Origin of the sequence: Pelomonas sp. BJYL3, from assembly GCF_027257975.1 — a bacterium.
Taxonomy (GTDB): domain Bacteria; phylum Pseudomonadota; class Gammaproteobacteria; order Burkholderiales; family Burkholderiaceae_C; genus Roseateles_B; species Roseateles_B flavus.
This window is the reverse complement of record NZ_JANZKX010000001.1, coordinates 720,500-742,586: the sequence shown is the minus strand read 5'-3', so window position 1 is coordinate 742,586 and position 22,087 is coordinate 720,500. Positions and strand designations below refer to the sequence as shown.

Sequence of the window (22,087 nt, the reverse complement as noted above, 5' to 3'; positions counted from 1 at the left end):
ATGAGACACGCCATCAAGCACATTCACTTCGTCGGCATCGGTGGTGCCGGCATGAGCGGCATCGCCGAGATCCTGCACAACCTGGGCTACACCGTCTCGGGCTCGGACCAGGGCGAGAGCGCCACCACGCAGCGCCTGGCGCAGCTGGGCCTGCAGGTGCACATCGGCCATGCGGCCGCGCACGTCGCCGGGGCGCAGGTGATCGTCACCTCCACCGCCGTGAAGGCCGACAACCCTGAGGTGCTGGCCGCCCGCGCCGCCCGCGTCCCCGTGGTGCAGCGCGCCGTGATGCTGGCCGAGCTGATGCGCCTGAAGCAGGGCATCGCCATCGCCGGCACGCATGGCAAGACCACCACCACCTCGCTCGTGACCTCGGTACTGGCCGAGGCCGGCGTCGACCCCACCTTCGTGATCGGCGGCAAGCTGAACTCGGCCGGCGCCAACTCGGCGCTGGGGCAGGGCGACTACATCGTGGTCGAGGCCGACGAGTCCGACGCCTCCTTCCTGAACCTGCTGCCCGTGATGGCCGTCGTCACCAACATCGACGCCGACCACATGGACACCTACGGCCATGACTTCGCGCGGCTCAAGCAGGCCTTCGTGGACTTCCTGCACAAGATGCCCTTCTACGGCGCGGCCATCCTGTGCGGGGACGACGAGGGTGTGCGCTCCATCATGCCCCTGGTGTCCCGCCCCATCATCAGCTACGGCCTGGGCGAGCACAACGCGGTGCGCGCGGTGGATGTGCAGGCCCTGGCCGGCGGCCAGATGCGCTTCACGGTGCAGCGCCGCTTCGACGGCGCCCCGCTGGCGGACCTGGACATCACCCTGAACCTGGCCGGTCAGCACAATGTGCTCAACGCGCTCGCGGCCATCGCCGTGGCCACCGAGCTGGAGCTGCCGGACGCGCCCATCGTGGCGGCGCTGGCCAAGTTCGGCGGCGTGGGCCGCCGCTTCCAGCGCTACGGCGAGCTGCCGGCCGGTGACGGCGGCCGCTTCACGTTGATCGACGACTACGGCCACCACCCCGTGGAGATGGCCGCCGTGCTGTCCGCCGCGCGCGGTGCCTTCCCCGGCCGCCGCCTGCTGCTGGCCTTCCAGCCGCACCGCTACACCCGCACCCGCGACTGCTTCGCCGACTTCGTCCGCGTGATCGCCGCGGCCGATGCCGTGCTGCTGACCGAGGTCTATGCCGCCGGCGAGGCCCCCATCCCCGGTGCCGACGGCGAAGCCCTGGCCGCCGCGCTGGAGGCCGCGGGCGGCACGCCGGTCTTCGTGCCGGACGTGGCCCTGCTGCCCGCCACCATCGCCAGCGAGAGCTGCGACGGCGACGTGGTGATCGTGATGGGCGCAGGCTCCATCGGCGCCGTGCCGGCACGCACCGTTGAATTGCTGAAGGAGGCCGCCGAATGAGCCTGGACCTGAACATCGATCCCAAGGCCCTGGGCAAGGTGGCCGTGCTCTTCGGCGGGCACAGCGCCGAGCGGCCGGTCTCGCTGATGAGCGGCCAGGGCGTGCTCGCCGCGCTGCAGTCGGTGGGCGTGGACGCCCATGCCTTCGACCCCGCCGAGCGCCCGCTGCAGGCCCTCAAGGACGAGGGCTTTGACCGCGCCTTCATCGCCCTGCATGGCCGCGGCGGCGAGGACGGCTCGCTGCAGGGCGCCCTCGAATGGCTGGGCATCCCCTACACCGGCTCGGGCGTGACCGCCTCCGGCGTGGCCATGGACAAGACCATGACCAAGCGCGTCTGGGCCGCCGAAGGCCTGACCACGCCGAAGTACCTGGCCTTGAGTCGCGCGGAACTGACCCGCGAGCGCATCCGCAGCATCCCCGACGAGCTGGGCCTGCCCGTGGTGGTCAAGCCGCCGCACGAGGGCAGCAGCATCGGCATCACCAAGGCCGTGGGCTACTCGGTGATGCAGGAGGCCGTCGAGCTGGCCCTGGGCTTTGACGACGAGCTGCTGTTCGAGGAATGCATCGAAGGGCCCGAGCTGACCTGCGCCGTGCTGGGGCAGGGCGCCGATGCGGTGGCGCTGCCCGTCGTCGAGATCCGCGCCGCGGGTGGTGACTACAACTTCGAGAACAAGTACGTCACCGACACCACCCAGTACTGCTTCGGCACCCTGCCGCCCGCGCTGGAGGCCGAGATCCGGCAGATGGTGCTCAAGGCCTACCGCCTGCTGGGCTGCCGCGGCTGGGGCCGCGCCGACCTGATGCTGCGCAAGTCCGACATGAAGCCCTTCCTGCTGGAGATGAACACCAGCCCGGGCATGACTTCACATTCGCTGGTGCCCAAGGCAGCCAAGGCCGTGGGCATCGAGTACCCGCAGCTGTGCCTGTGGCTGCTGGCGCAGGCCCGGACCGACCGCAAGCTGCCCGCCGTCAAGACCTGACCCCCTGACCCGACCGCCCGACACGCCATGCGTTCGACCACCCTCAACACCCCGCTGCCGCCGGACATCCGCCTGATGAACGGCGTGTCGGCGCTGCTGGTGCTGGGCGTGCTGCTGGCGACCGTCAGCCTGGGCCTGCAGTGGCTGGTGCGCCAGCCGGTCTTCGCCATCCGCGCCATCACCGTGGAGGGCGACGTCAACCGCAACAGCGCCGCCTCGCTGCGCGCCAATGCGCTGCCGCGCATGAGCGGCAGCTTCCTCAGCATGAATCTGCAGCAGACCCGCGCCGCCTTCGAGGCCGTGCCCTGGGTGCGCCATGCCACGGTGCAGCGCCTGTGGCCGGCCCGCCTGCAGGTCACGCTGGAGGAGCACCAGCCCGCCGCCTACTGGGAGACCAAGCCCGAGGGTGCCGATGCCGAGAGCGACGCCACCGTGGAGCGCCTGCTGGTCAACGACCACGGCGAGGTCTTCCAGGCCAATCTGGGCGATGTGGAGGACGAAGACCTGCCCGTGCTCTCGGGCCCGGAGAAGAGCTCGGCCCACATGCTCAAGCTGTGGCAGCAACTGCAGGCGCAGACCGCGCGCCTGGAAGACAGCATCAGCCGCCTGGACCTCTCCGGCCGCGGCTCCTGGCGCGCCACGCTGGAGAAGGGCACGGTCATCGAGCTGGGCCGCGGGACCGACGCCGAAGTGCTGGCCCGCTACACGCAGTACGTGAGCAGCATCACGCAGGTCAGCGCCCGTTTCCATACCGCCGTGCTCAGTGCGGACCTGCGCCACATCGATGGCTATGCGGTCCGGCTGCGCGGCATCTCGACTTCCGCAGCGACGCCGGGCAAACCCGGCGCAAAGAAAAATTAAGGACTGACATGGCCAAGGAATACAAGGATCTGGTCGTCGGCTTGGACATCGGCACCGCCAAGATCATGGCCGTCGTGGCCGAGGTCATGGGCAATGGCGAGCTGCGCATCGCGGGGCTGGGCGTGGCGCCCTCGCACGGTCTGAAGCGCGGCGTGGTCGTGAACATCGACGCCACCGTGCAGTCCATCCAGCAGGCGCTGAAAGAGGCCGAGATGATGGCGGACTGCAAGATCAGCCGCGTCTTCACCGGCATCACCGGCAGCCACATCCGCGGCCAGAACTCCACCGGCATGGTCATCGTGCGGGACAAGGAGGTCACGCCGGTGGACGTGGCCCGCGTGGTCGAGACGGCCAAGGCCATCAACATCCCCAACGACCAGCGCCTGCTGCTGGTCGAGCCGCAGGAATTCGTGATCGACGGTCATGAGGTCAAGGAGCCCATCGGCATGAGCGGCGGGCGCCTGGAGGTCAAGGTCCATATCGTGACCGGCGCTCAGAGTGCCGCCGAGAACATCGTCAAGTGCGTGCGCCGCTGCGGCCTGGAGGTGGACCAGCTGGTGCTCAACCCCAGCGCCTCCAGCCTGGCCGCCCTGACCTCGGACGAGCGCGACCTGGGCGTGGCCCTGGTGGATATCGGCGCCGGCACGACGGACGTCGCCATCTTCACCGGCGGCTCCATCCGCCATACCGCCGTGATTCCCATCGCCGGGGATTTGATCACCAGCGATATTGCGATGGCCCTGCGCACCCCGACCAAGGATGCCGAGGAAATCAAGGTCGAGCACGGCGTGGCCAAGCAATTGCTGGCCGACCCTTCCGACCAGGTCGAGGTGCCGGGTTTGGGCGATCGGGCGCCCCGGATGCTTTCAAAACAAGCACTTGCGGGCGTCATTGAACCCCGTGTCGAGGAAATCTTCTCCCTGGTCCAGCAGGTCATCCGGGAATCCGGGTATGAGGAGCTGCTGTCCTCGGGGATTGTGCTGACCGGCGGCTCGGCGGTCATGCCGGGTATGGTCGAACTGGCCGAGGACATTTTCCTCAAACCCGTGCGGCGCGGAAACCCGACCTATAGCGGCGCCCTGTTCGACATGGTGGCCAACCCGCGCTCCGCCACGGTGATGGGCCTGCTGGAGGAGGCGCGGCTGTCGCGCACCCGCGGCCTGAAGGCGGCACAGCAGGCGGGCTCGGTGAAAACCCTGTTCGGCCGTGCCAAGGACTGGTTTCTGGGGAATTTCTGAGACCCACCGGCCAAAGGGTATGGACCGGTTTGGGCGGGTTTGATGAGGACGTGTTGGTGAATATGGGACCGGGATGAGCCCGCAAGGGCCCTGGAATGTGGTGTAAAGGGATACAAACCCCCAAAAAACAAGGGGGGTACCCATAAAAAAGGGTAGATCCCTCTCGTTTTTTTCTGCTGGCAACTGCACAATTGCTGAAGGAGGTATGTTATGGCGATCGAGATGATCGAAGAGTTTGATCAGGGCACCCAAATCAAGGTGATTGGTGTCGGTGGCGGCGGCGGCAACGCGGTCGATCACATGATTGATCAGGGCGTGCAAGGCGTGGAATTCATTTGCGCCAATACCGATGCACAGGCACTGAACCGTTCCAAGGCCGACCAGCTGCTGCAGCTGGGCACCACGGGCCTGGGCGCAGGCGCCAAGCCCGAAGCCGGCAAGGCTGCCGCGGAGGAGGCCGAGGCCCGCATCCGCGAGGCCATCACGGGCGCCAACATGCTCTTCATCACCGCCGGCATGGGCGGTGGTACCGGCACCGGCGCGGCCCCCGTGATCGCCCGCGTGGCCAAGGAGATGGGCATCCTGACGGTCGGTGTGGTGACCAAGCCCTTCGAGTTCGAAGGCTCGCGCCGCATCAAGGCCGCGGACAGCGGCCTGGCCGAACTGGAAGCCAACGTCGACTCCCTGATCGTCGTGCTGAACGAGAAGCTGCTGGACGTGCTGGGCGAGGACGTCACCCAGGACCAGGCCTTCGCGCACGCCAATGACGTGCTGAAGAACGCCGTGGGCGGCATCTCGGACATCATCCACATCCCCGGCCTCGTGAACGTCGACTTCGAAGACGTCAAGACCGTGATGAGCGAGCCCGGCAAGGCCATGATGGGCACGGCGCAAGCCACCGGCCCGGACCGCGCCGCCAAGGCCGCCGAAGCCGCCGTGGCCTGCCCGCTGCTGGAGGGCATCGACCTCTCCGGCGCGCGGGGCGTGCTGGTGCTGATCGCCGCGGGCAAGAGCAACTTCAAGCTCAGCGAGTCCCGCAACGCGATGAACACCATCAAGCGTTATGCGGCCGAAGACGCTCACATCATCTACGGCACCGCCTACGACGAGAGCCTGGGCGACGCCATGCGCGTCACCGTGATCGCCACCGGCCTGTCGCGCCGTGCCGCCCAGCAGCAGCCGCTGCAGGTGGTGCAGCAGCAGACCCAGCTGCGCACCGGCACCGACAACATGCCCGTGCTGACCAACCCCGTGATGATGGGCAATCCCGCCATGGGCGCCCCGGTGCCCACCGCGCAATCGGTGGCCCAGGACTTCGGCGGCATGAGCGTGCCCAGCGTCTGGCGTCACGGCCGCACCGCGGCCGCCAAGGTCGAGGCCCTGTCGTCCAACGGCATGGATGAGATCGAGATCCCGGCCTTCCTGCGCAAGCAGGCTGACTGAGTCTCCCGCGGGCCCCTGAGGCCCGCCGCCCCCCGGCGACTTGTGCCCGCCGGTGGGCTCTGCTGACTTCACCCGTCGCGCCTTACCTCCTTCAGGCGCGCACGGGTGTTTTTGTTTGTAAATGTGCTGGGCCGCGCTTCGTATTTACGCGACGCTCCCCATGCTTGCGCGGGGCCTCCTTCTTGGCAGTCTCGGTCGCACGGCGCAGACTCCAGCCGCTTCGCGGCAAGCCTGCCGCCACAAATTCAATAATTCATGGCTGTTGTTGGGCGGCTTCGTCGGCCGGACACCTTCTTGCATTTCCCATGGCGCTTCCTGGGGCTTGTGGCGCTGCTGCTGTGCGCCTGGGCCTGCCAGGCCCAGGTGCCGCCGCGCCTGCACCCCGAGCTGCCGGCCACGCGTGCGGGCGAGCAGGCCCGCACGGCCGAGCTGGCCGTCACCGCGCTGAGCCGTGAGGACCTGAAGGCCTGGTGGGCGGCACTGCGCCGCATCGACGGCAGCAATGCCGCGCTGCCCGCGGCCCTGCTGCCGCCCGAGGAGGCGCAGGCCTGGCGCCAGGTGGGCCTGCCGGACATCCGCCAGCGCGCCATCAGCACCGATTTCTCCGGCCCTGCCGAGTACCAGATGCGCTGGTACCGCTTCCGCTACCGCGCGCCGGATGACCGCTGGCCGACCAGCGTGGCGCTCTACAGCCCCAAGGTGGTGGGCATGGCCACCGCGGTGCTGGTGCGCACCGAGGCCGGCTGGCGCCCGATCTACGACAGCCAGGCCGGCGCCCGCGAGCAGTGGGTGCGGCCCCTGTGGGCGCTGATTCCCGGCGCGCTGACAGCCCTGCACGAGGGGCAGGACATGGAGATCGTCCTGGCCGTGCCCGTGCACCGCAAGGGCTTCTACACCGTCACCACCGCCTGGCTGGGGGCACGCGAGGACCTGGAGCCCATGGTCGAGCGCCGCTGGGCCCTGCAGATCGGCGTGCCACAGGCCACCGGCCTGACCCTGGTGGTGCTGGCCCTGTTCTCGATCACCCTGTGGTGGCGCCGCCGCCAGGAGCCCGCCTATCTGCTCTTCACGCTGGCCAGCCTGGCCTGGCTGGTGCGCAATCTGCACTACCACCTGGACATGCCGCGCAGCCTCAATGCCCTGGACTGGTTCTGGTGGCTGACGCATGCCTCCATGTCCTGGGTGATGCTGCTGACCTTCATGTTCGCGCTGCGCTTCGTGCCCACGCGCTACCGGCGCTTCGAGCGCTTCGGCCTGGGCTTCGTGGTTGTCACGGGCCTGCTGACCCTGCCGACCTGGGGCCGCTTCTACGACACCGTGGTGGCCCAGCACCTGGCCAACGGCATCGTGGGCCTGCTGGGCACGGGCTTCATGCTGCGGGTGGCCTGGCAGGCGCGTAGCCGCGAGCTGTGGGCCATCGTCATCGCCCTGGTCATCGGCCTGGGGCTGGGGGTGCATGACCTGGGCCTGCTCGCTGGCTGGGGCTGGCCCGAGCACATCTACCTCATGCCCTTCAGCACCCTGATCATCGTGGCCAGCTTCCTCTATGCGGTGCGCAGCCGCTACCTGGGCGCCCTGAACCAGGTCGAGCAGGCCAACGAGCACCTGGCCCTGCGCCTGTCGGAGCAGAGCCACCAGCTCTCGGCCCAGCACGAGCAGCTGCGCGAGGCCGAGCGCCAGCAGGCCCTGCTGCTGGAGCGCCAGCGCCTCATGCAGGACATGCACGACGGCCTGGGCTCGTCGCTGCTATCGGCCATGGTGGCGGTGGAGCAGGGCCGCATGGAGCAGCCGGTGGTGGTGGAGGTGCTGCGCGAATGCGTGGACGACCTGCGGCTGGTGATCGACTCGCTCGAGCCCGTGGGCCACGACCTGGTCTCCCTGCTGGCCACCATGCGCTACCGCCTGGCCAAGCGCCTGCAGGGCTCGGGCCTGGTGATGGAGTGGGACGTGCAGGACCTCCCGCCGCTGTCCTGGCTGGAGCCGCCGGATGCCCTGCATGTGCTGCGCCTGCTGCAGGAGGCGCTCAACAACGTGCTCAAGCATGCCCGTGCCCAGCGGGTGCGCATCGCCACGCGCGACCTGGGCGACCGCATCGAGATCCGCGTGGAGGACGACGGCCAGGGCTTCGACATGGCCTCGGCGCGCAAGGGCCGCGGCCTGCGCAACCAGGTCAAGCGGGTGCAGCGCCTGGGCGGCACCCTGCATGTGGACAGCTCACCCGGCCTGGGCACGCGCCTGAGCCTGCGCCTGCCGGTGAGCAAGGTGGAGGATTGCTCAGGGGGTGGCGTTTCGGGGCCGCCCTCCAAGGCCCCGGACGGGCAGGGCGGCGCCTGATCGCCGACAATGGGCGGATGCTCAAGCAAAGAACCCTGAAGTCGCTGACCCGCGCCGTCGGCGTGGGCATCCACAGCGGCCAGAAGGTCGAGATGACCCTGCGGCCCGCCGCCCCGGACACCGGCATCGTCTTTCGCCGCATCGATCTCAACACGCCCGTGGACATTCCCGTGCGCGCCAGCACCGTCTGCGACACCCGCATGGCCACCACCGTGAGCCCCGGCGGAGACCCGGGCGCGCCGCGCGTGCAGACCATCGAGCACCTGCTCTCCGCCTGCGCCGGCCTGGGCCTGGACAACCTCTACGTGGACATCAATGCCGACGAGGTCCCCATCCTTGACGGCTCCGCCGCCAGCTACGTCTTCCTGCTGCAGAGCGCCGGCATCCAGCTGCAGGACGCCCCCAAGCGCTTCCTGCGGGTGAAGAAGACCGTGGAGGTGCGCCAGGGCGAGGGCAAGCGCCTCATGTGGGCCCGCCTGGAGCCCTTCCACGGCTACACGCTGTCCTTCCAGATCGAGTTCGACAACCCGGCGGTGGCCGCCACCGGCCAGCAGTTCACCTTCGACATGGGCTCCGGCCAGTACAAGAAGCAGATCGCCCGCGCCCGCACCTTCGGCATGACCAAGGACATCGAGCTGATGCGCTCCCGCGGCCTGACCCTGGGTGGCGCCATGGACAACGCCATCGTGGTCGACGACTACCGCGTGCTCAACGCCGACGGCCTCCGCTACGACGACGAATTCGTCAAGCACAAGATCCTCGACGCCATCGGCGACATGCACGTCGCCGGCCACCCGCTGCTGGGCGCCTACACCTCGTTCAAGGGCGGCCACGCCCTGAACAACCAGCTGCTGCGCGCCCTGCTGGCCGACGAGGCCAACTACGAGATCGTCAGCTTCGAAGACGAGCGCGAGGCGCCCCAGGGCTTTGCGGCGCTGGCGCCGGCGTGGTGAGCTGAGGAAGGATCGCCGCCATGATGCTCTTCCGCCTCGTCTTCGGCCTGCTCCTGCTCGGGGCGCTCCTGTGCTTCGCGCTCTACATCGGCACCCGCCAGCCGCTGTGGCGGCGGCGCGGGCAGCTGCTGGTCAAGTGGACCCTTCTCGCGGCCTTCGGCTTCTTCGGCGTGCTGCTGCTGGAGCGGCTGGCCGTGATGCTCTGAGGGGAATGACGGGCGCGTCCGCAGGGGCCGCGCCGCTCACTCCTCCAGCGCCTGCAGCTGCACGAGCCGCTGGTAGATCCCGCCCTCGATCGTCATCAGCGCGTCGTGCGTGCCGCGTTCGGCCAGGCGGCCGTGGTTGAGCACCAGGATCTGGTCCGCCTCGCGGATGGTGGAGAGCCGGTGCGCGATGGCGATCACGCTGACCTGGCCGTGCAGCTCGCGCAGGGCCTCGGAGATGAGGGCCTCGGTGGCGCTGTCGATGCTGGCCGTGGCCTCGTCCAGGAAGAGCACGCGCGGCGCGCCGGCCAGGGCGCGGGCCATGGCGATCAGCTGCTTCTGGCCGGTGGACACGCGCGCCCCGCCTTCGCCCAGCAGGGTGTCGTAGCCTTGGGGCAGGGTGGCGATGTAGTCGTGGATGCGGGCCTGCCGCGCGGCGCGGACCATGGCCTCCTCGGAGATGTCCCGGCCCATGGTGATGTTCTCGCGCGCCGAGGCCGCCATCAGGTAGGGCTCCTGCGGCACCAGGCCCACGGCGTCGCGGAAGGCGGCGTCGGGGATGTGGGCCAGGGGCTGGCCGTCGATCAAGACCTGACCCTGCTGCGCCTGGTAGAAGCGCAGCAGCAGGGCCAGCAGGGTGCTCTTGCCCGAGCCCGTGTGGCCGACGATGCCGGTGAAGCTGCCCGCGGGGAAGCGCAGGTCGAGGTCCTTCAGCACCCACAGGGGCTGGCCCTCGGCCGTGTCCTTGTAGGCGAAGCTCAGGCGCTGGACGCTCAGCTCGCCGCGCGTGATGTGCGCCCCGTCCTGCTGCTGGCTGGCCTCGCCCGCTTCCTGCAGCAGCGCGCGCACCCGTGAGGCGGCCACCATGGACTGCTGCAGCTGGCCGAACTGCATGGTGATCTGGATCAGCGGCTCCACCACCCGCGAGATGTAGCTCAGGAAGGCATAGAGCAGGCCCACCTCCATGGCCTCGCCCAGGCCGGCCACATGCAGGGCCTCGCGCTGGCCGAAGCCGTAGATGAGCGTGATGATCAGCAGCACGTTGAGCAGGTCCAGGGCCGGGCGCAGCAGCCAGGCATTGGCGCGCAGCTCGGACACGCGGGCCCCCCAGTGCCGGCCATTGGTCTGCTCGAAGCGCTGGGCAAAGCGCCCGGCCGCGCCGGTGGCCTGCAGCACGGCCATGCCGGCCAGGCTCTCGGCCATCTGGGCGTTGATGTCGGAGCGCAGCTCGCGTGCGCGCTGCACGGCCGGCGCGCTCCAGCGCTGATAGAGCCAGATGATCAGCACGCTCGCCGGCACCAGGGCCAGCACAATCAGCATCAGGTGCCAGTCCAGCCAGGCCATGGCGGCCAGGGCGCCCAGGATCACGAGGCTGGAGTCCAGCATCACGTAGAGCACCTGGCGGTAGAGCTGGTTGACGGCCTCGGTGTCGTTGGTGACGCGGCTCAGCAGCTGGCCCGAGATGGAGCGGTCGAAGAAAGCCATGGGCAGGCCCATGACGTGGGCGAAGACGCGGTCGCGCAGGCGCAGCACCGAGCGCCGGGCCACGCCGGCCATGCGGGTCAGCTGGGCGTAGCGCACCCAGGAGGCCGTCCAGCCGCACAGCAGCAGGCCGGCCAGCAGCGCGGCCATGGCGGGCAGCTCGAACTGGCGCGGCAGCAGGTGCTCGTCGATGAAGCGCTTGCCCAGGGCCGGGCCAATGGCCTCCAGGCCGGCGGCGATCAGCAGCCACAGCGCGCCCCAGCGCAGGCTGCGCTTCTCGGGGCGGGCCGCTTCCAGCAGCAGACCGACGGCACGCCAGGGGCTCGGGGCCTTGTTCTTGTCCTCAGGCTGCATCGAGCGAGGCCTCCAGTTGTTGATAGCGCCACTGCGCGGCATACCAGCCACCCAGGGCCAGCAGGGCCTCGTGGGTGCCGCGCTCGACGATGCGGCCGGCCTTCAGCACCACGATCTCGTCTGCTTCCATCACGGCGCTGAGGCGGTGGCTCACCACCACCAGGCCGCGCTCGGGATGCTGCTGGCGCAGCTCGCGCAGGTGAGACAGGATCTGCGTCTCGGTGCCGGTGTCCACGGCGGAGAGGGCGTCGTCCAGCATCAGCAGGGGCGCCTCGCTGAGCAGGGCGCGGGCGATGGCCACGCGCTGCCGCTGGCCTCCCGAGAGCGTCACGCCGCGCTCGCCCACCAGGGTCTCGTAGCCCTGGGGCAGGGCGGCGATGTCCTCGTGCACCGCGGCCAGGCGGGCCACGTGCTCGATGGCCTCGCGGTCGGCCTCGGGGCGGGCCAGGGCGATGTTCTCGGCGATGGAGGCCGAGAAGAGGAAGGGCTCCTGCGGCACCCAGGCCAGGCCGCGGCGCAGGGCCTCCAGGCGCACGTCCACCAGGGGCAGCTGGCCCAGCAAGACCTGACCCTCGCTCGGCTCGAACTGCCGCAGCAGCAGCTTCAGCAGGGTGGACTTGCCCGAGCCGGTGGGGCCCACGATGCCCAGGGTGCGGCCGGGCGCCAGGCTCAGGCTGATGTCGCACAGCGCCTGGCGCTCGCTGCCGGGATAGCCGAAGCCCAGGCTCTGCAGATGCAGGGGCACCTCGGTGGGCATGGCCAGGCGGCCGCCGTCATGCAGGCTCAGCGGGGCGTCCAGCACGGGCTGCAGGCGCCCCCAGGCGGCCCGGCCACGCTCCAGCAGGGACAGCACCCAGCCCGCCGCGAACATCGGCCAGATCAGCTGGCCCAGGTACATGGTGAAGCTGGTCAGCTGGCCGATGCTGAGCTCCTGGCGGGCCACCAGCCAGCCGCCCAGGCCCAGGGCGATCACGGTGGCCGCCGTCAGCGCCATGCCCACCGCGGGCTCGTAGGCCGCCTCCCAGCGCTGGGCGCGGAAGGCGGCCTCGCCGGCGTGGTCGGCCAGCTCATGGAACTGGCGGCCGGCCCGCGGAATCAGGCCCAGGGCGCGCAGGGTGCGCACGCCGGCCAGGCTCTCCTGGGCATGCTGGTTGAGGCTGGAGAAGCGGGCGAGCGAGTCTTTCCAGGCCAGGTGCACGTGGTTGGAGATGAACCAGAAGGCCAGGGCCATCAGCGGGAAGGGGACCAGGGCGGCGAGGCCCAGGCGCCAGTCCACGCCCAGGGTCATCATGCTGAGCACCAGGATCAGGGTGAGGCTGCCGTCGAAGGCGGCGAGCAGGGCCTCGCCGGCGGCCATCTCGACGGCGTCGATGTCATTGGTGGCCAGGGCCATGAGGTCCCCGGTGCGCTGGGCCTGGAAGAAGGCCGGGCCCTGCAGGGTCATGCGCTCATAGAGCCGGGTGCGCAGCTCGCGCCCGAGGCGGTAGGCCGCCGCGAAGAGCTGCAGCCGCCAGCCCACGCGCAGCAGGTAGATGGACAGGCCTGCCGCCAGCAGCAGGCCCAGCTGCATCAGCAGGTCCGCGCCCTGCAGCCGGCCCTGGGCCAGGCCGTCGACCAGATGGCCCACCTGGCGCGGAATCCAGACGGTCAGCAGGGCGATGCTGGCCAGCATCACGGCGGACGAGGCATAGGCACGCCAGTGCCGGGCCACGAAGGCCGAAAGAAGGCGGGTGAGTGTCATGGGGGGCGGAGCTTAAGCGCATCCGGCAAGCGCGTGCGCCGCTCATTGTGCCAAGGCCGCTCAGACGCATCCAAAGGTGACACCGCCCGGCCAAGCCCGGGCCGAGGGCGCGGGCTGTTGCCTGGCTTCCACATGGTTTGCCCCAGGGCGCGCCGGGCCGCTGGCGCCCCGGCATGGGGCGCCACGGGCGGCGTTCCCGGGCGATGCCCATGGGCACGGCACTTGTCGGCCTCCGCGCCTGCCCCAGCTTGACGCAGGGCAGGCGCGGCGCAGGCCAGGCAAGACCCGACCCCGCTAGACCTGACACGTGAATTTGTCACAAGCGCTCGCTAGCATGCGCCTGCGTCGTGGCAGAGGTTGTGGGCCGGGCGCGAACCGTGCCACACAGAGGCACCCATGGCGAGCCATGGGATTTCAAGACGGGAACGGACTGAGGAAGGATCGAGGAAGGGCCGGACGAGCCAGGGGCGTGCCAGCGGGCAGAGCCAGGAGAGCGCAAACCTTTGCGACTCCCGGTCACCGCAAAGGTTTGCCTCCAGGCGGCGCCTGCCTTTCGCGCACTTTCCTGCGGTCTTCATGCGGCGTCTCTGCCGCCCTGGCTTGCGGATCCCCGGCTGCCCCGGGTGGCCTCTCCCGTGCACGACGGTCTACCCCCTAGCAGCACACGAGATGCAAACCATGAAGCTCAAACCCTTGGCATTCCTGCTGGCCGCGGCCTTCGCCGCGCCGGCGGCCCTGGCCTCGTCCAGCGGCGTCGTGATCAGCCAGATCTACGGCGCAGGCGGCAACAGTGGCGCCACCTACAAGAACGACTACATCGAGATCTTCAACGCGGGCGCCACCGCGGTGAACGTCGGCGGCTGGTCCGTCCAGTACGCCTCCTCGGGCGGCAGCAGCTGGCAGGTGACCGGCATCCCCGCCGGCACCCAGCTGCAGGCGGGCCAGTACCTGCTGATCAGGCAGCAGGCCGGCGCGGGCGGCACGGTGGACGTGCCGGGCGACATCAACGGCAACATCCCCATGTCCGCCACGGCGGGCAAGGTGGCCCTGGTGCGCAGCACGGCGGCCCTGAGCGGCACGAACCCGGCCGGGGTCGAGGACATCGTCAGCTTCGGCAGCGCCGCCACGCCCACCGAGGGCTCGCCCACGCCCACGCTGAGCGCCAGCAGCGCCGCCTTCCGCGCGGCCGAGGGCTGCACCGACACCAACAACAACAGCGCCGACTTCAGCCTCGCCGCACCCCTGCCGCGCAACAGCGCCAGCCCCTTCAAGGCCTGCGGCGGCACGCCCGTGGCGCAGCCCATCATCCCCAGCTGCCCGGACGGCAACGCCACCTCGGGCAGCACCAGCACCCTGACCGTGACGGCCGCCGATGCCGACAGCATCGTCAACGCCGCCAGCATCGTGGGCAGCTGGCCCGCCGGCATCACCCTGAACGGCTTCAGCGCCGCGGGCAGCGTGGGCGGCACGGCCAGCCAGTCGGTGCGCGTGGACAGCAGCGTGCTGCCCGGCCTCTACAGCCTGAGCCTGGACTGGAGCAATGACGGCGGCCAGCACGCCAGCTGCAGCTTCAAGGTCAATGTCAGCGGCCCCGTGCCCGTCTACAAGATCCAGGGCAACGGCGCCAAGAGCCCCTACGAGGGCCAGACGGTGACGACCCGCGGCGTGGTCACCAAGCTCAACAGCAACGGCTTCTTCCTGCAGGACCCGGTGGGCGATGGCGACCCCACGACCTCGGACGGCATCTTCGTCTTCACCAGCACCGCGCCCACCGTGAGCGTGGGCCAGCTCATCCAGCTCAACGCCAAGGTGGCGGAGTTCAACGTGGGCGCCGCCGGCAATGCCACCACCCTGGCTCGCCCCCTGACCCAGCTGACCTCGCCCACGGCCATCGTGGTGCAGGGCAGCGGCTATGCCGTCACGCCCGTGGAGGTGGACCTGGCCACGCTGCCGGCCGATGGCCTGGAAGCCTATGAAGGCATGGTCGTGACCCTGCGCGGCCCGCTGACCGTGCAGCAGAACTACTTCCTGGGCCGCTTCGGGCAACTGACGCTGGCCGCCGGTGGCCGCCTGCTGACGCCCACCAACGTGCTGCCCGCCGGCCCCGACGCCCTCGCGCTGAAGGCCGACAACCTGCGCCGCGCCATCATCCTGGACGACGGCACCTCGCTGCAGAACCCCAACCCCACGCCCTTCATGGCCGCGGACGGCACGGTGCGCGCGGGGGACACCCTGGCCACGCTCACCGGCGTGATCGACTACGGCCTGGCCACCAGCAGCAGCGGCGGCGCCGGATCCTACAAGATCCACCCGCTGGCGGCCCCGGACTTCGCGCGCACCAACCCGCGCACGGCCACGCCGCAAGTGACCGGCGGCAATGTGCGCATCGCCAGCGCCAACGTGCTGAACTTCTTCACCACCTTCACCAATGGCCAGACCTTCGACGGCAAGACCGGCCAGGGCTGCTCGCTGGGTGGCTCGGTCTCGGCCAGCAACTGCCGCGGTGCGGACAGCCTCGCCGAGTTCCAGCGCCAGCGCGCCAAGATCGTGGCCAACCTCGCCGGCCTCAACGCCGATGTGGTGGGCCTGATGGAGATCCAGAACAACGGCAACACCGCGCTGCAGCACCTGGTGGACTCGCTCAATGCGCAGGTCGGTGCCGGCACCTATGCCATCGTGCCCACCCCGGCACAGGGCACGGGCGACGATGCCATCCGCGTGGCCATGATCTACAAGCCCGGCAAGCTGACGCTCAACGGCGTGCCCATCTCGGACCCGGACGACGTCAACAACCGGCCCCCGCTGGCCCAGGGCTTCCTGCTGGCCAATGGCGAGAAGTTCTCGGTGATCGTCAACCACCTCAAGTCCAAGGGCAGCTGCCCCTCCTCGGGCCCGGACGTGGACGACGGCCTGCAGGGCTGCTGGACGGCCACGCGCGTCAAGCAGGCCCAGCGCCTGAAGACCTTCCTGGGCACGGTGAAGAGCAGCTTCGGCACGCCGCAGGTGGTGATGCTGGGTGACTTCAACGCCTATGCCAAGGAAGACCCCATCCTCGCGCTGACCAGCGATGGCAGCATCGTGGACCAGGTCGGCCGCTTCGATCCGGCGGACTACTCCTATGTCTTCGACGCCATGGCCGGCCGCCTGGACCACGGCTTCAGTACCGCGGAGCTGAGCCCCAAGGTGGTCTACGCGACCTCCTGGCACATCAATGCCGACGAGCCCACCATCATCGACTACAACCTGGAGTTCAAGCAGCCGGCCTGCGCCAGCTGCGGCCCGGACTACTACACGCCCACCGCGTTCAAGAGCTCGGACCACGACCCCATGGTGATGGGCCTGGACCTGACCAAGCGCTTCACCGGCACCGCGGGCAATGACACGATCGTCGGCACCGACGGCGACGACGTCATCGAAGGCGGCCTGGGCCGCGACACGCTGACCGGCGGCAAGGGCCGCGACCAGTTTGTCTTCCGCACTGGCGCCGATGGCATTGACACCATCACCGACTTCACGCCCGGCGAGGACCTGCTGGTCTTCACCGAGCTGCTGAAGAACGTGGGCATCAGCAGCGCGGACCCGCTGGGCCAGGGCTTCATCACCTGCACGCCGTCCTCGGGCAGCGCCCTGATCGGCTACGACCCGGACGGCGCCGTGGGCGCGGCCAAGTCCCGGCCGGTGGTGCTGCTCAAGGGCCTCGCCTGCAGCGCCGTGACGCCCTCCATCTTCAAGTTCTGAACCAGGAAGTATCACCATGAAGACACTCAAGACCCTCGCCACCGCCGCTCTGCTGGCGGCCGGCCTGAGCCTCGGCGCGCACGCCGCGCCCGTCAGCAAGACCTTCGAAGGCCTGATCGACGCCGGCCCGCTGCTGAACGAGACCTTCACCGGCTTCTTCAGCTACGACGACGCCGCACTGACCTCCACGGGCTTCGAGTCCCTGGCGCTGAGCACCTTCGGCCTGGACTTCCTGGGCGCCAGCCACGGCCTCAACGCCACGGCCACCGCCGACTTCCAGGACGGTGTCTTCCTCGGCCTCAGCTACCTGGACGGTACGCCGGACTGGAGCCTCAGCTTCACCTCCGGCTCGTTTGACAGCAGCGATGCCTATCTGCACTACAGCCTGACGGGCGGGGTGGAGAGCAGCGGGGCCTACACCGTGAAGGACGCGGCCTCGGCCGTGCCGGAGCCGGCGAGCCTGGCGTTGAGCCTGCTGGCGCTGGGCGGCGTGGCGCTGGTGAGGCGGCGCAAGGGCTGATCGATTCGGCTGACTGCCTGAGGGGCGCCGCTTGCGGCGCCCTTTTTCGTGGCAAGGCAGCCTCGCTTGCCTAACAAGGGTGAGGTTCCCCATGCAAGGTCCGTCTGCTCTCGATGGAGCCTGGCGGCATGAAAGCATGCATGCCCGCATGAGTACGCACTGTCCAACGGGAACGGCATCTTTCGCATTGCGAAGGACGGCACCCAGCCGGGCTACGACGATGAACAAGGCGAGGCATTCATGGTTTGCCACCCGGTCGAAGCCCTGACTTGCGGAGGGGGCATGAAAGAGGCAAGGCCTGACCCCTGGCCTCATACAGTACGTGAATGGGCCGTTGTCATCGCGGATGCGGTGAAGGAACCCGAGCCCTTGTCTTCGCATGGATTCGACGGCCTGGCCATTGACGGCAGAGTGCTCGTGCTGCGCCTCTCGGACGATGTCCTGAATCGCGGAGAGCAGCCCTCGGGGTGGAGCAATGCACGGGTGACCGAGTTCCGCACGCCCTGCTCGGCGCTGCCGCCTGTCGAGGTGAAAGCTACTTGCATGTCTCGCGCGTCACCTCAGTCACTTGCCCTGTCGAGATCCATTTTGGCGTGGCAGTCATGGGCAGGGGAGGACCCGGAACAACGGGATCAGTCCAGGAATATCCCCAATACCCGGTTTCATACGTGGTTCGGGTCGTAAAGAAACTGGCCCCCGCTCCGCACTTGCCCTCCACTGCCTTCGACGCGACCCGGCCGGGCGGCGCAGGCGCATCGGCAGACGGCTGCAGCTTTACAAATCGAAGATTCAAATGCAAGTCGAATCCGGTGATCTTGAAGTCGGCGATCTTGTTGTCGTAATAGATCACCCTCAGGTAGTCATTCTTGATTGCATTGATGCGCGCTGCCGGCGAGGTGATCGCGGGTTGTACAAGGGCCGTAAATACGTCTTCAGCGCCATCGTAGTCTGACCTGGCGTCATCTTGATAAGTCTGCGATCCCCATTTCGGGCTCGCTGCCCCCACATAATACGGGCCGATGATGGCGGCGAATGCCACCAGGCAGGTTCCCAATAAAGTGACGGGCCCAAGATATTTGAACCTTGATTTCATCTTCCTATCCTCCCTTGCTATGGTTTTGACGTTCGCGCCCTGGAGAGTCCGGCGCTCAATGGGTCGTGCGAAAGAAACCCGGCTCCCGATCTCTCAGTCCGGAAGTGCGGTAACAGCTCGGCCGCTTTACTTTGTTTGCTTTTCTCGGATGCGCGGTGATCTATTGAATTCGAGAGGATGGCCCGGTTTCAGTGCAGGGCCAATTTCTCGAAGTCGGCATATTTCTTGATTGTGGAAATGCCATTTGCGCTGGAAGCCTTGATCCACTTCACAAGCAGATCGGCCTTTCTTTTGACTTCGCTGGCCTCTTTGTCGTCAAGCTCCGACAGCCAGTAGTCCTGCATTCCCATATCGCATTTGCGCGATTGCCAGCACAAGCGCTGCGACTGAAGTGAGCTCGCATCGCAATACCCCCCGAGCCGACAGCCCGCTACAAGAATCGCCCGGTCCCAGAGTTCGCGGCTCTTGGGGGGGGGATCGTCCAGGCCATCGTCTTCAATGCCTCGTATCAAGCTATAGGATCCAAGCTCGATCAAGGGCGGCGAACTGGAGGTCAACAACTGAGCAGCGACCGCGCGCAACTGAACCTTGTCTTCCGAATCGGAAAATAGGGGGGAATTGAGTGACTTTCCGTGCTCCCCGATGTTTTCGCTCAATTGCTTGAGCGCCACGATCCCGAGGGAAAGGAAGTCCTTGCAGGCTGCCAGGGTATTGTTGATGGCGTCTATCACCAGCGCCTTCTCTGACGGGGACGCAGGCTCCTGGGATTTATTGAATACGCCCGAGGCCATGACCCTCAAATCTTGTTCGCGCCGGCTCAGTGCAGCGCAGTTCCTGACTATTTCCTGCTGCTCGCGGACAAACAAGGGATCTTCACTCTTGAGCGCGGATGATGCGATCCCGATCCGGCTGGTATTTTTTTCCAGCAGCCTGGTGCCGTTTCCCTCTGACGCACTCCCGGATATCGGGAGGGACGCCCGCGCGGGTTCATGGCCATCCCTCTTCGCTGACGTCGCTTCAGAGGCCGGCGTCGGCGGAAATATGCCCACCGATTTGTCGCTGTCTGGGTCGTAAAAATATCCCATGCATGCTGCCGCCGCGATCGCGGCTGCCGTGCAGGCTATAGCGAATTTCTTCTTCATGGCTTCATGCGTTCGGGATAAAAAGTGAGAAAACGATCAGGCTTCTAAAACGAATGGAAGCTTCTTCAGCCCATCTGCGGCTCCTCACTGTGGCCTGCAGCCGCCCTGACTTGACTGCGCGCGACGAAGGCTAACGTTCAAACGAGGTGGACTTTAGCCTTGGCGCCGCTTGAAATGGCGCAATCTGTTGTTGAATCCGATCGCTCGTGGTCCGCTATGCGCCCGCGTTCAGCAAAGCCCTCAATCGCCAAGGATGCATTCATCCGATGAACATTGCTACTCCGCCCGCTGCCCATCCCGACCTGGGCGTTCGCATCCTCAAAGTCAACCACGCGGGCGAGAACGGTGCGATTCACATCTACGCGGCGCAAGCCTTCGTTGCCCGCCTGACCTCGCCTCGCCTTCCATGGTGCCGGAGCTGTTGGCCTTCAAGTCGCATGAGGAGCGCCATCGTGAGAACTTCTGGACGGAGCTCAGCGGGCGCGGGCGAGCGGCTTGTCGCAGCTACGGGCTCTGCACATCGTGTAGGGTCACACAGCGAGCAGGGTCAGGCCTTCAGTTTGAAGCCCTGCCGCAGTTGATCTTGATGTTCAAGGCCTGGTCCTGCCGGGTCTCTGCGGCGCCTTTTTTCGCCAGGTCTAGCCCCAGTGGTTCCCGGCCATGCCCGCCAGCCAAAGAAGAAGCCCCGCTCCGGCCGCAAGAACCGTGGTGGGGGTCTCCCGGCCCGTCCCTTCGATGAACGACAGCGGGAAGGTCAGACAGTCCAGCAGGTAGTGCTTGGGGCTCGCACCACCCCCCAGGAACATCAGCCCCAGGCCGGCCCCTTCAAGCGCGGAGAAGGGCTCTCCCCGGTAGAACGAGGCGCCGGCCCAGACCAGGCTGGCGCCCGAGGCTGCGATGAAGAGCCCGCAAAGCAGGAACTCGACAAGGTCATACTCCGGGTGATCGCGCATGACGGGCATTCTGCCGCACCGCCTCCCGGGTGGCCGCCGCGACGGTCCGTCCTGATGCACTGCACGGCCGTATGAATGCTGCCTCCAGCGGCGACATCGGGCCCGCAAACTTTCGCCACCCTCGACCGCTGTAGCTACATTGCGGCGGGTTCGAAGCTTCGCAGGGCAGGGCACCGTGGCAATCAGGCATCTCAAGGCAACACTTGTCGTCGCGGCGCTGCTGGGCCTGATGCCGGGCCTGGGACGGGCCCAGAGCACCCTGGAGCAGGCGAACGCACAGGTGCGGCAGCTGGTCCGGCAGACCATGCAGGAGCGCAGGATCCCGGGGCTGCAGCTGGCCGTCGTCAAGGACGGGCGGGTCGTGCTGTCGGAAAGCTATGGCCTGGCCAATGTGGAGAACCGCGTGCCCGTGAGTGCCGGCACCCTGTTCCCGATCAACTCCGCGACCAAGGCTTTCACCGGCGTGGCGATGATGCAGCTGGCCGAGGCGGGGCTGGTGAACCTGGAGGCACCGGTGTCGCGCTATCTCGAGGACCTGCCGGAGGCCTGGCAGGGCATCCGCGTCCGGCAGTTGCTGGCCCATACCTCGGGCCTGCCCGAGATCGTGGACCAGCCCGGTCCGACCACGGGCGCCACCGAGGAGAGCATGTGGCAGGCCGTCAAGCGCCAGCCCCTCGCTGCGGCGCCCGGCGAGCGCTTTGCCTACAACCAGACCAACTATGGCCTGCTGGCTCAGATCATCGTCAAGCAGGCGCGCAAGCCGTATGAGCAGTACCTGGCCGACGGGCAGTTCGCCGTGGCGAAGATGCGGCTGAGCACCTTTGGCGACAGCTATGACCCGGTGCCGCAGGCGGCCACGATCTACAGCTACTTCCCGCGCCGCACGCTCGCACCGAACGACGCTCAGCGCCTGTCCCGCTGGATCTACGACATCCCCTACAGCCTGCACGCGGGCGGCGGCCTTCTGAGCACGGCCGACGAGCTGGCGGCCTGGCTCATCGCCCTGACCCAGGGCCGGCTCCTCGGCAAGGACAGCTTGCAGGCCATGTGGACGCAGGAAACGCTGAACAACGGCGACCGCGGCGACTGGGCGGCGGGCTGGCCAGTGCTGTCCGCCAGTCCGCGGCAGGTCGCCGGCATTGGCGGCCATCGGGCGGCGTTCATGGTCTACCCCGACGAAGGCCTCGCCGTCGTCGTGCTGACCAATCTGGTGGGAGGGAATCCGGAGCTCTTCATTCCCAGGATCGCCGCGTTCTACAGGGCGCCGTAGGCTTCGAGCAGGGCGCAGGGTCAAGCAGGGCGCAGGGTCAGGCCTTCAGTTTGAAGCCCTGCCGCAGTTGATCTTGATGTTCACGGCCTGACCCTGCGGCTACGTGTGCCCCTGAGGCTGCCGCGGGCCTCAGGGACAGTCCAAGAGGCGTCGGCCACCGGAGTGGCCAGCCGGCACCGGAGGGGTGGCTCTTGACTCTGAAGCCCCAAAAGGCCGGAGGGGCCTTCAATCTCCTTGCCCTGCGCTGACCTCCGCTGCTGGCAAATTGTGCTGAGAAGGAGTGGCATTCCATGCTGAAGCCGATGCGAGTCCTTCCCTGCAGAGGTAATATCCGGCCGCTTTAAATGAACAGACCAGTTGATCGGCGGC

The 22,087-nt window shown here is 68.0% G+C and carries 17 protein-coding genes; 12 read left to right on the top strand and 5 right to left on the bottom strand.

Translation table 11 applies throughout. From position 1 onward, the window contains the following. The 8 genes from murC to O9Y01_RS03315 all read left to right on the top strand — a co-directional run bounded on the left by murC (window position 1) and on the right by O9Y01_RS03315 (window position 9,428). Complete coding sequence (gene murC, locus O9Y01_RS03350; protein ID WP_269630066.1) at window positions 1–1,413, top strand: UDP-N-acetylmuramate--L-alanine ligase; 1,413 nt, start codon at window positions 1–3, stop codon at window positions 1,411–1,413. Further along, window positions 1,410–2,393, top strand: coding sequence for a D-alanine--D-alanine ligase (locus O9Y01_RS03345; RefSeq protein ID WP_269630065.1), 984 nt, complete (start codon window positions 1,410–1,412; stop codon window positions 2,391–2,393). Before murC ends, O9Y01_RS03345 begins: the two co-directional genes overlap by 4 nt. 27 nt (window positions 2,394–2,420) lie before the next feature. Continuing rightward, on the top strand, window positions 2,421–3,254 hold the full coding sequence (locus tag O9Y01_RS03340; RefSeq protein WP_269630064.1) for a cell division protein FtsQ/DivIB: 834 nt from the start codon (window positions 2,421–2,423) through the stop codon (window positions 3,252–3,254). An 8-nt stretch (window positions 3,255–3,262) separates the two neighbouring features. Further along, window positions 3,263–4,492, top strand: coding sequence for a cell division protein FtsA (gene ftsA, locus O9Y01_RS03335; RefSeq protein ID WP_183104868.1), 1,230 nt, complete (start codon window positions 3,263–3,265; stop codon window positions 4,490–4,492). Between the two features lie 210 nt (window positions 4,493–4,702). After that, a complete protein-coding gene (gene ftsZ, locus O9Y01_RS03330) occupies window positions 4,703–5,935 on the top strand; it encodes a cell division protein FtsZ (protein ID WP_269630063.1) in 1,233 nt (410 codons plus the stop codon). Between the two features lie 294 nt (window positions 5,936–6,229). Beyond that, window positions 6,230–8,269: a sensor histidine kinase gene (locus O9Y01_RS03325; RefSeq protein ID WP_269630062.1), complete on the top strand. Its 2,040-nt coding sequence runs from the start codon at window positions 6,230–6,232 to the stop codon at window positions 8,267–8,269. 17 nt (window positions 8,270–8,286) lie between these two features. Further along, on the top strand, window positions 8,287–9,222 hold the full coding sequence (gene lpxC, locus O9Y01_RS03320; RefSeq protein ID WP_269630061.1) for a UDP-3-O-acyl-N-acetylglucosamine deacetylase: 936 nt from the start codon (window positions 8,287–8,289) through the stop codon (window positions 9,220–9,222). Between the two features lie 20 nt (window positions 9,223–9,242). Continuing rightward, window positions 9,243–9,428, top strand: coding sequence for a hypothetical protein (locus O9Y01_RS03315; protein ID WP_269630060.1), 186 nt, complete (start codon window positions 9,243–9,245; stop codon window positions 9,426–9,428). Between the two features lie 36 nt (window positions 9,429–9,464). Here the strand turns inward: O9Y01_RS03315 and O9Y01_RS03310 are convergent, their stop codons facing one another. Both O9Y01_RS03310 and O9Y01_RS03305 read right to left on the bottom strand, forming a co-directional pair. After that, complete coding sequence (locus O9Y01_RS03310; protein ID WP_269630059.1) at window positions 9,465–11,261, bottom strand: ABC transporter ATP-binding protein; 1,797 nt, start codon at window positions 11,259–11,261, stop codon at window positions 9,465–9,467. After that, window positions 11,251–13,002, bottom strand: a complete 1,752-nt coding sequence (locus tag O9Y01_RS03305; protein WP_269630058.1) for an ABC transporter ATP-binding protein — start codon at window positions 13,000–13,002, stop codon at window positions 11,251–11,253. Before O9Y01_RS03305 ends, O9Y01_RS03310 begins: the two co-directional genes overlap by 11 nt. 678 nt (window positions 13,003–13,680) lie before the next feature. Here O9Y01_RS03305 and O9Y01_RS03300 point away from each other — a divergent pair. Both O9Y01_RS03300 and O9Y01_RS03295 read left to right on the top strand, forming a co-directional pair. Continuing rightward, window positions 13,681–16,740, top strand: coding sequence for an ExeM/NucH family extracellular endonuclease (locus O9Y01_RS03300; RefSeq protein ID WP_269630057.1), 3,060 nt, complete (start codon window positions 13,681–13,683; stop codon window positions 16,738–16,740). Window positions 16,741–16,756: 16 nt separating this feature from the next. Continuing rightward, window positions 16,757–17,260, top strand: coding sequence for a PEP-CTERM sorting domain-containing protein (locus O9Y01_RS03295; RefSeq protein ID WP_269630056.1), 504 nt, complete (start codon window positions 16,757–16,759; stop codon window positions 17,258–17,260). 535 nt (window positions 17,261–17,795) lie between these two features. On the opposite strand, the gene O9Y01_RS03290 is transcribed toward O9Y01_RS03295, so the two are convergent. Both O9Y01_RS03290 and O9Y01_RS03285 read right to left on the bottom strand, forming a co-directional pair. Beyond that, on the bottom strand, window positions 17,796–18,353 hold the full coding sequence (locus O9Y01_RS03290; RefSeq protein ID WP_269630055.1) for a hypothetical protein: 558 nt from the start codon (window positions 18,351–18,353) through the stop codon (window positions 17,796–17,798). Window positions 18,354–18,541: 188 nt separating this feature from the next. After that, window positions 18,542–19,495: a hypothetical protein gene (locus O9Y01_RS03285; protein ID WP_269630054.1), complete on the bottom strand. Its 954-nt coding sequence runs from the start codon at window positions 19,493–19,495 to the stop codon at window positions 18,542–18,544. A gap of 266 nt (window positions 19,496–19,761) precedes the next feature. Here O9Y01_RS03285 and O9Y01_RS03280 point away from each other — a divergent pair, with 266 nt between their 5' ends. Next, complete coding sequence (locus tag O9Y01_RS03280; RefSeq protein WP_269630053.1) at window positions 19,762–20,076, top strand: demethoxyubiquinone hydroxylase family protein; 315 nt, start codon at window positions 19,762–19,764, stop codon at window positions 20,074–20,076. A 57-nt stretch (window positions 20,077–20,133) separates the two neighbouring features. Here O9Y01_RS03280 and O9Y01_RS03275 read toward each other — a convergent pair whose 3' ends face one another. Beyond that, window positions 20,134–20,448, bottom strand: coding sequence for a hypothetical protein (locus O9Y01_RS03275; protein WP_269630052.1), 315 nt, complete (start codon window positions 20,446–20,448; stop codon window positions 20,134–20,136). 175 nt (window positions 20,449–20,623) lie between these two features. On the opposite strand from O9Y01_RS03275, the gene O9Y01_RS03270 reads away from it, so the two are divergent. After that, window positions 20,624–21,718: a serine hydrolase domain-containing protein gene (locus O9Y01_RS03270; RefSeq protein ID WP_269630051.1), complete on the top strand. Its 1,095-nt coding sequence runs from the start codon at window positions 20,624–20,626 to the stop codon at window positions 21,716–21,718. Window positions 21,719–22,087: the final 369 nt, after the last annotated feature.

Excerpts from the sequence above, each read along its gene's own strand:
- O9Y01_RS03300 (WP_269630057.1), top strand. The coding sequence starts at position 13,681 with ATGAAGCTCAAACCCTTGGCATTCCTGCTGGCCGCGGCCTTCGCCGCG.
- ftsA (WP_183104868.1), top strand. The coding sequence starts at position 3,263 with ATGGCCAAGGAATACAAGGATCTGGTCGTCGGCTTGGACATCGGCACC.
- O9Y01_RS03315 (WP_269630060.1), top strand. The coding sequence starts at position 9,243 with ATGATGCTCTTCCGCCTCGTCTTCGGCCTGCTCCTGCTCGGGGCGCTC.
- O9Y01_RS03295 (WP_269630056.1), top strand. The coding sequence starts at position 16,757 with ATGAAGACACTCAAGACCCTCGCCACCGCCGCTCTGCTGGCGGCCGGC.
- murC (WP_269630066.1), top strand. The coding sequence starts at position 1 with ATGAGACACGCCATCAAGCACATTCACTTCGTCGGCATCGGTGGTGCC.
- ftsZ (WP_269630063.1), top strand. The coding sequence starts at position 4,703 with ATGGCGATCGAGATGATCGAAGAGTTTGATCAGGGCACCCAAATCAAG.
- O9Y01_RS03310 (WP_269630059.1), bottom strand. The coding sequence starts at position 11,261 with ATGCAGCCTGAGGACAAGAACAAGGCCCCGAGCCCCTGGCGTGCCGTC.
- O9Y01_RS03340 (WP_269630064.1), top strand. The coding sequence starts at position 2,421 with ATGCGTTCGACCACCCTCAACACCCCGCTGCCGCCGGACATCCGCCTG.
- O9Y01_RS03305 (WP_269630058.1), bottom strand. The coding sequence starts at position 13,002 with ATGACACTCACCCGCCTTCTTTCGGCCTTCGTGGCCCGGCACTGGCGT.
- O9Y01_RS03280 (WP_269630053.1), top strand. The coding sequence starts at position 19,762 with ATGAACATTGCTACTCCGCCCGCTGCCCATCCCGACCTGGGCGTTCGC.
- lpxC (WP_269630061.1), top strand. The coding sequence starts at position 8,287 with ATGCTCAAGCAAAGAACCCTGAAGTCGCTGACCCGCGCCGTCGGCGTG.
- O9Y01_RS03345 (WP_269630065.1), top strand. The coding sequence starts at position 1,410 with ATGAGCCTGGACCTGAACATCGATCCCAAGGCCCTGGGCAAGGTGGCC.
- O9Y01_RS03285 (WP_269630054.1), bottom strand. The coding sequence starts at position 19,495 with ATGAAGAAGAAATTCGCTATAGCCTGCACGGCAGCCGCGATCGCGGCG.
- O9Y01_RS03290 (WP_269630055.1), bottom strand. The coding sequence starts at position 18,353 with ATGAAATCAAGGTTCAAATATCTTGGGCCCGTCACTTTATTGGGAACC.
- O9Y01_RS03275 (WP_269630052.1), bottom strand. The coding sequence starts at position 20,448 with ATGCGCGATCACCCGGAGTATGACCTTGTCGAGTTCCTGCTTTGCGGG.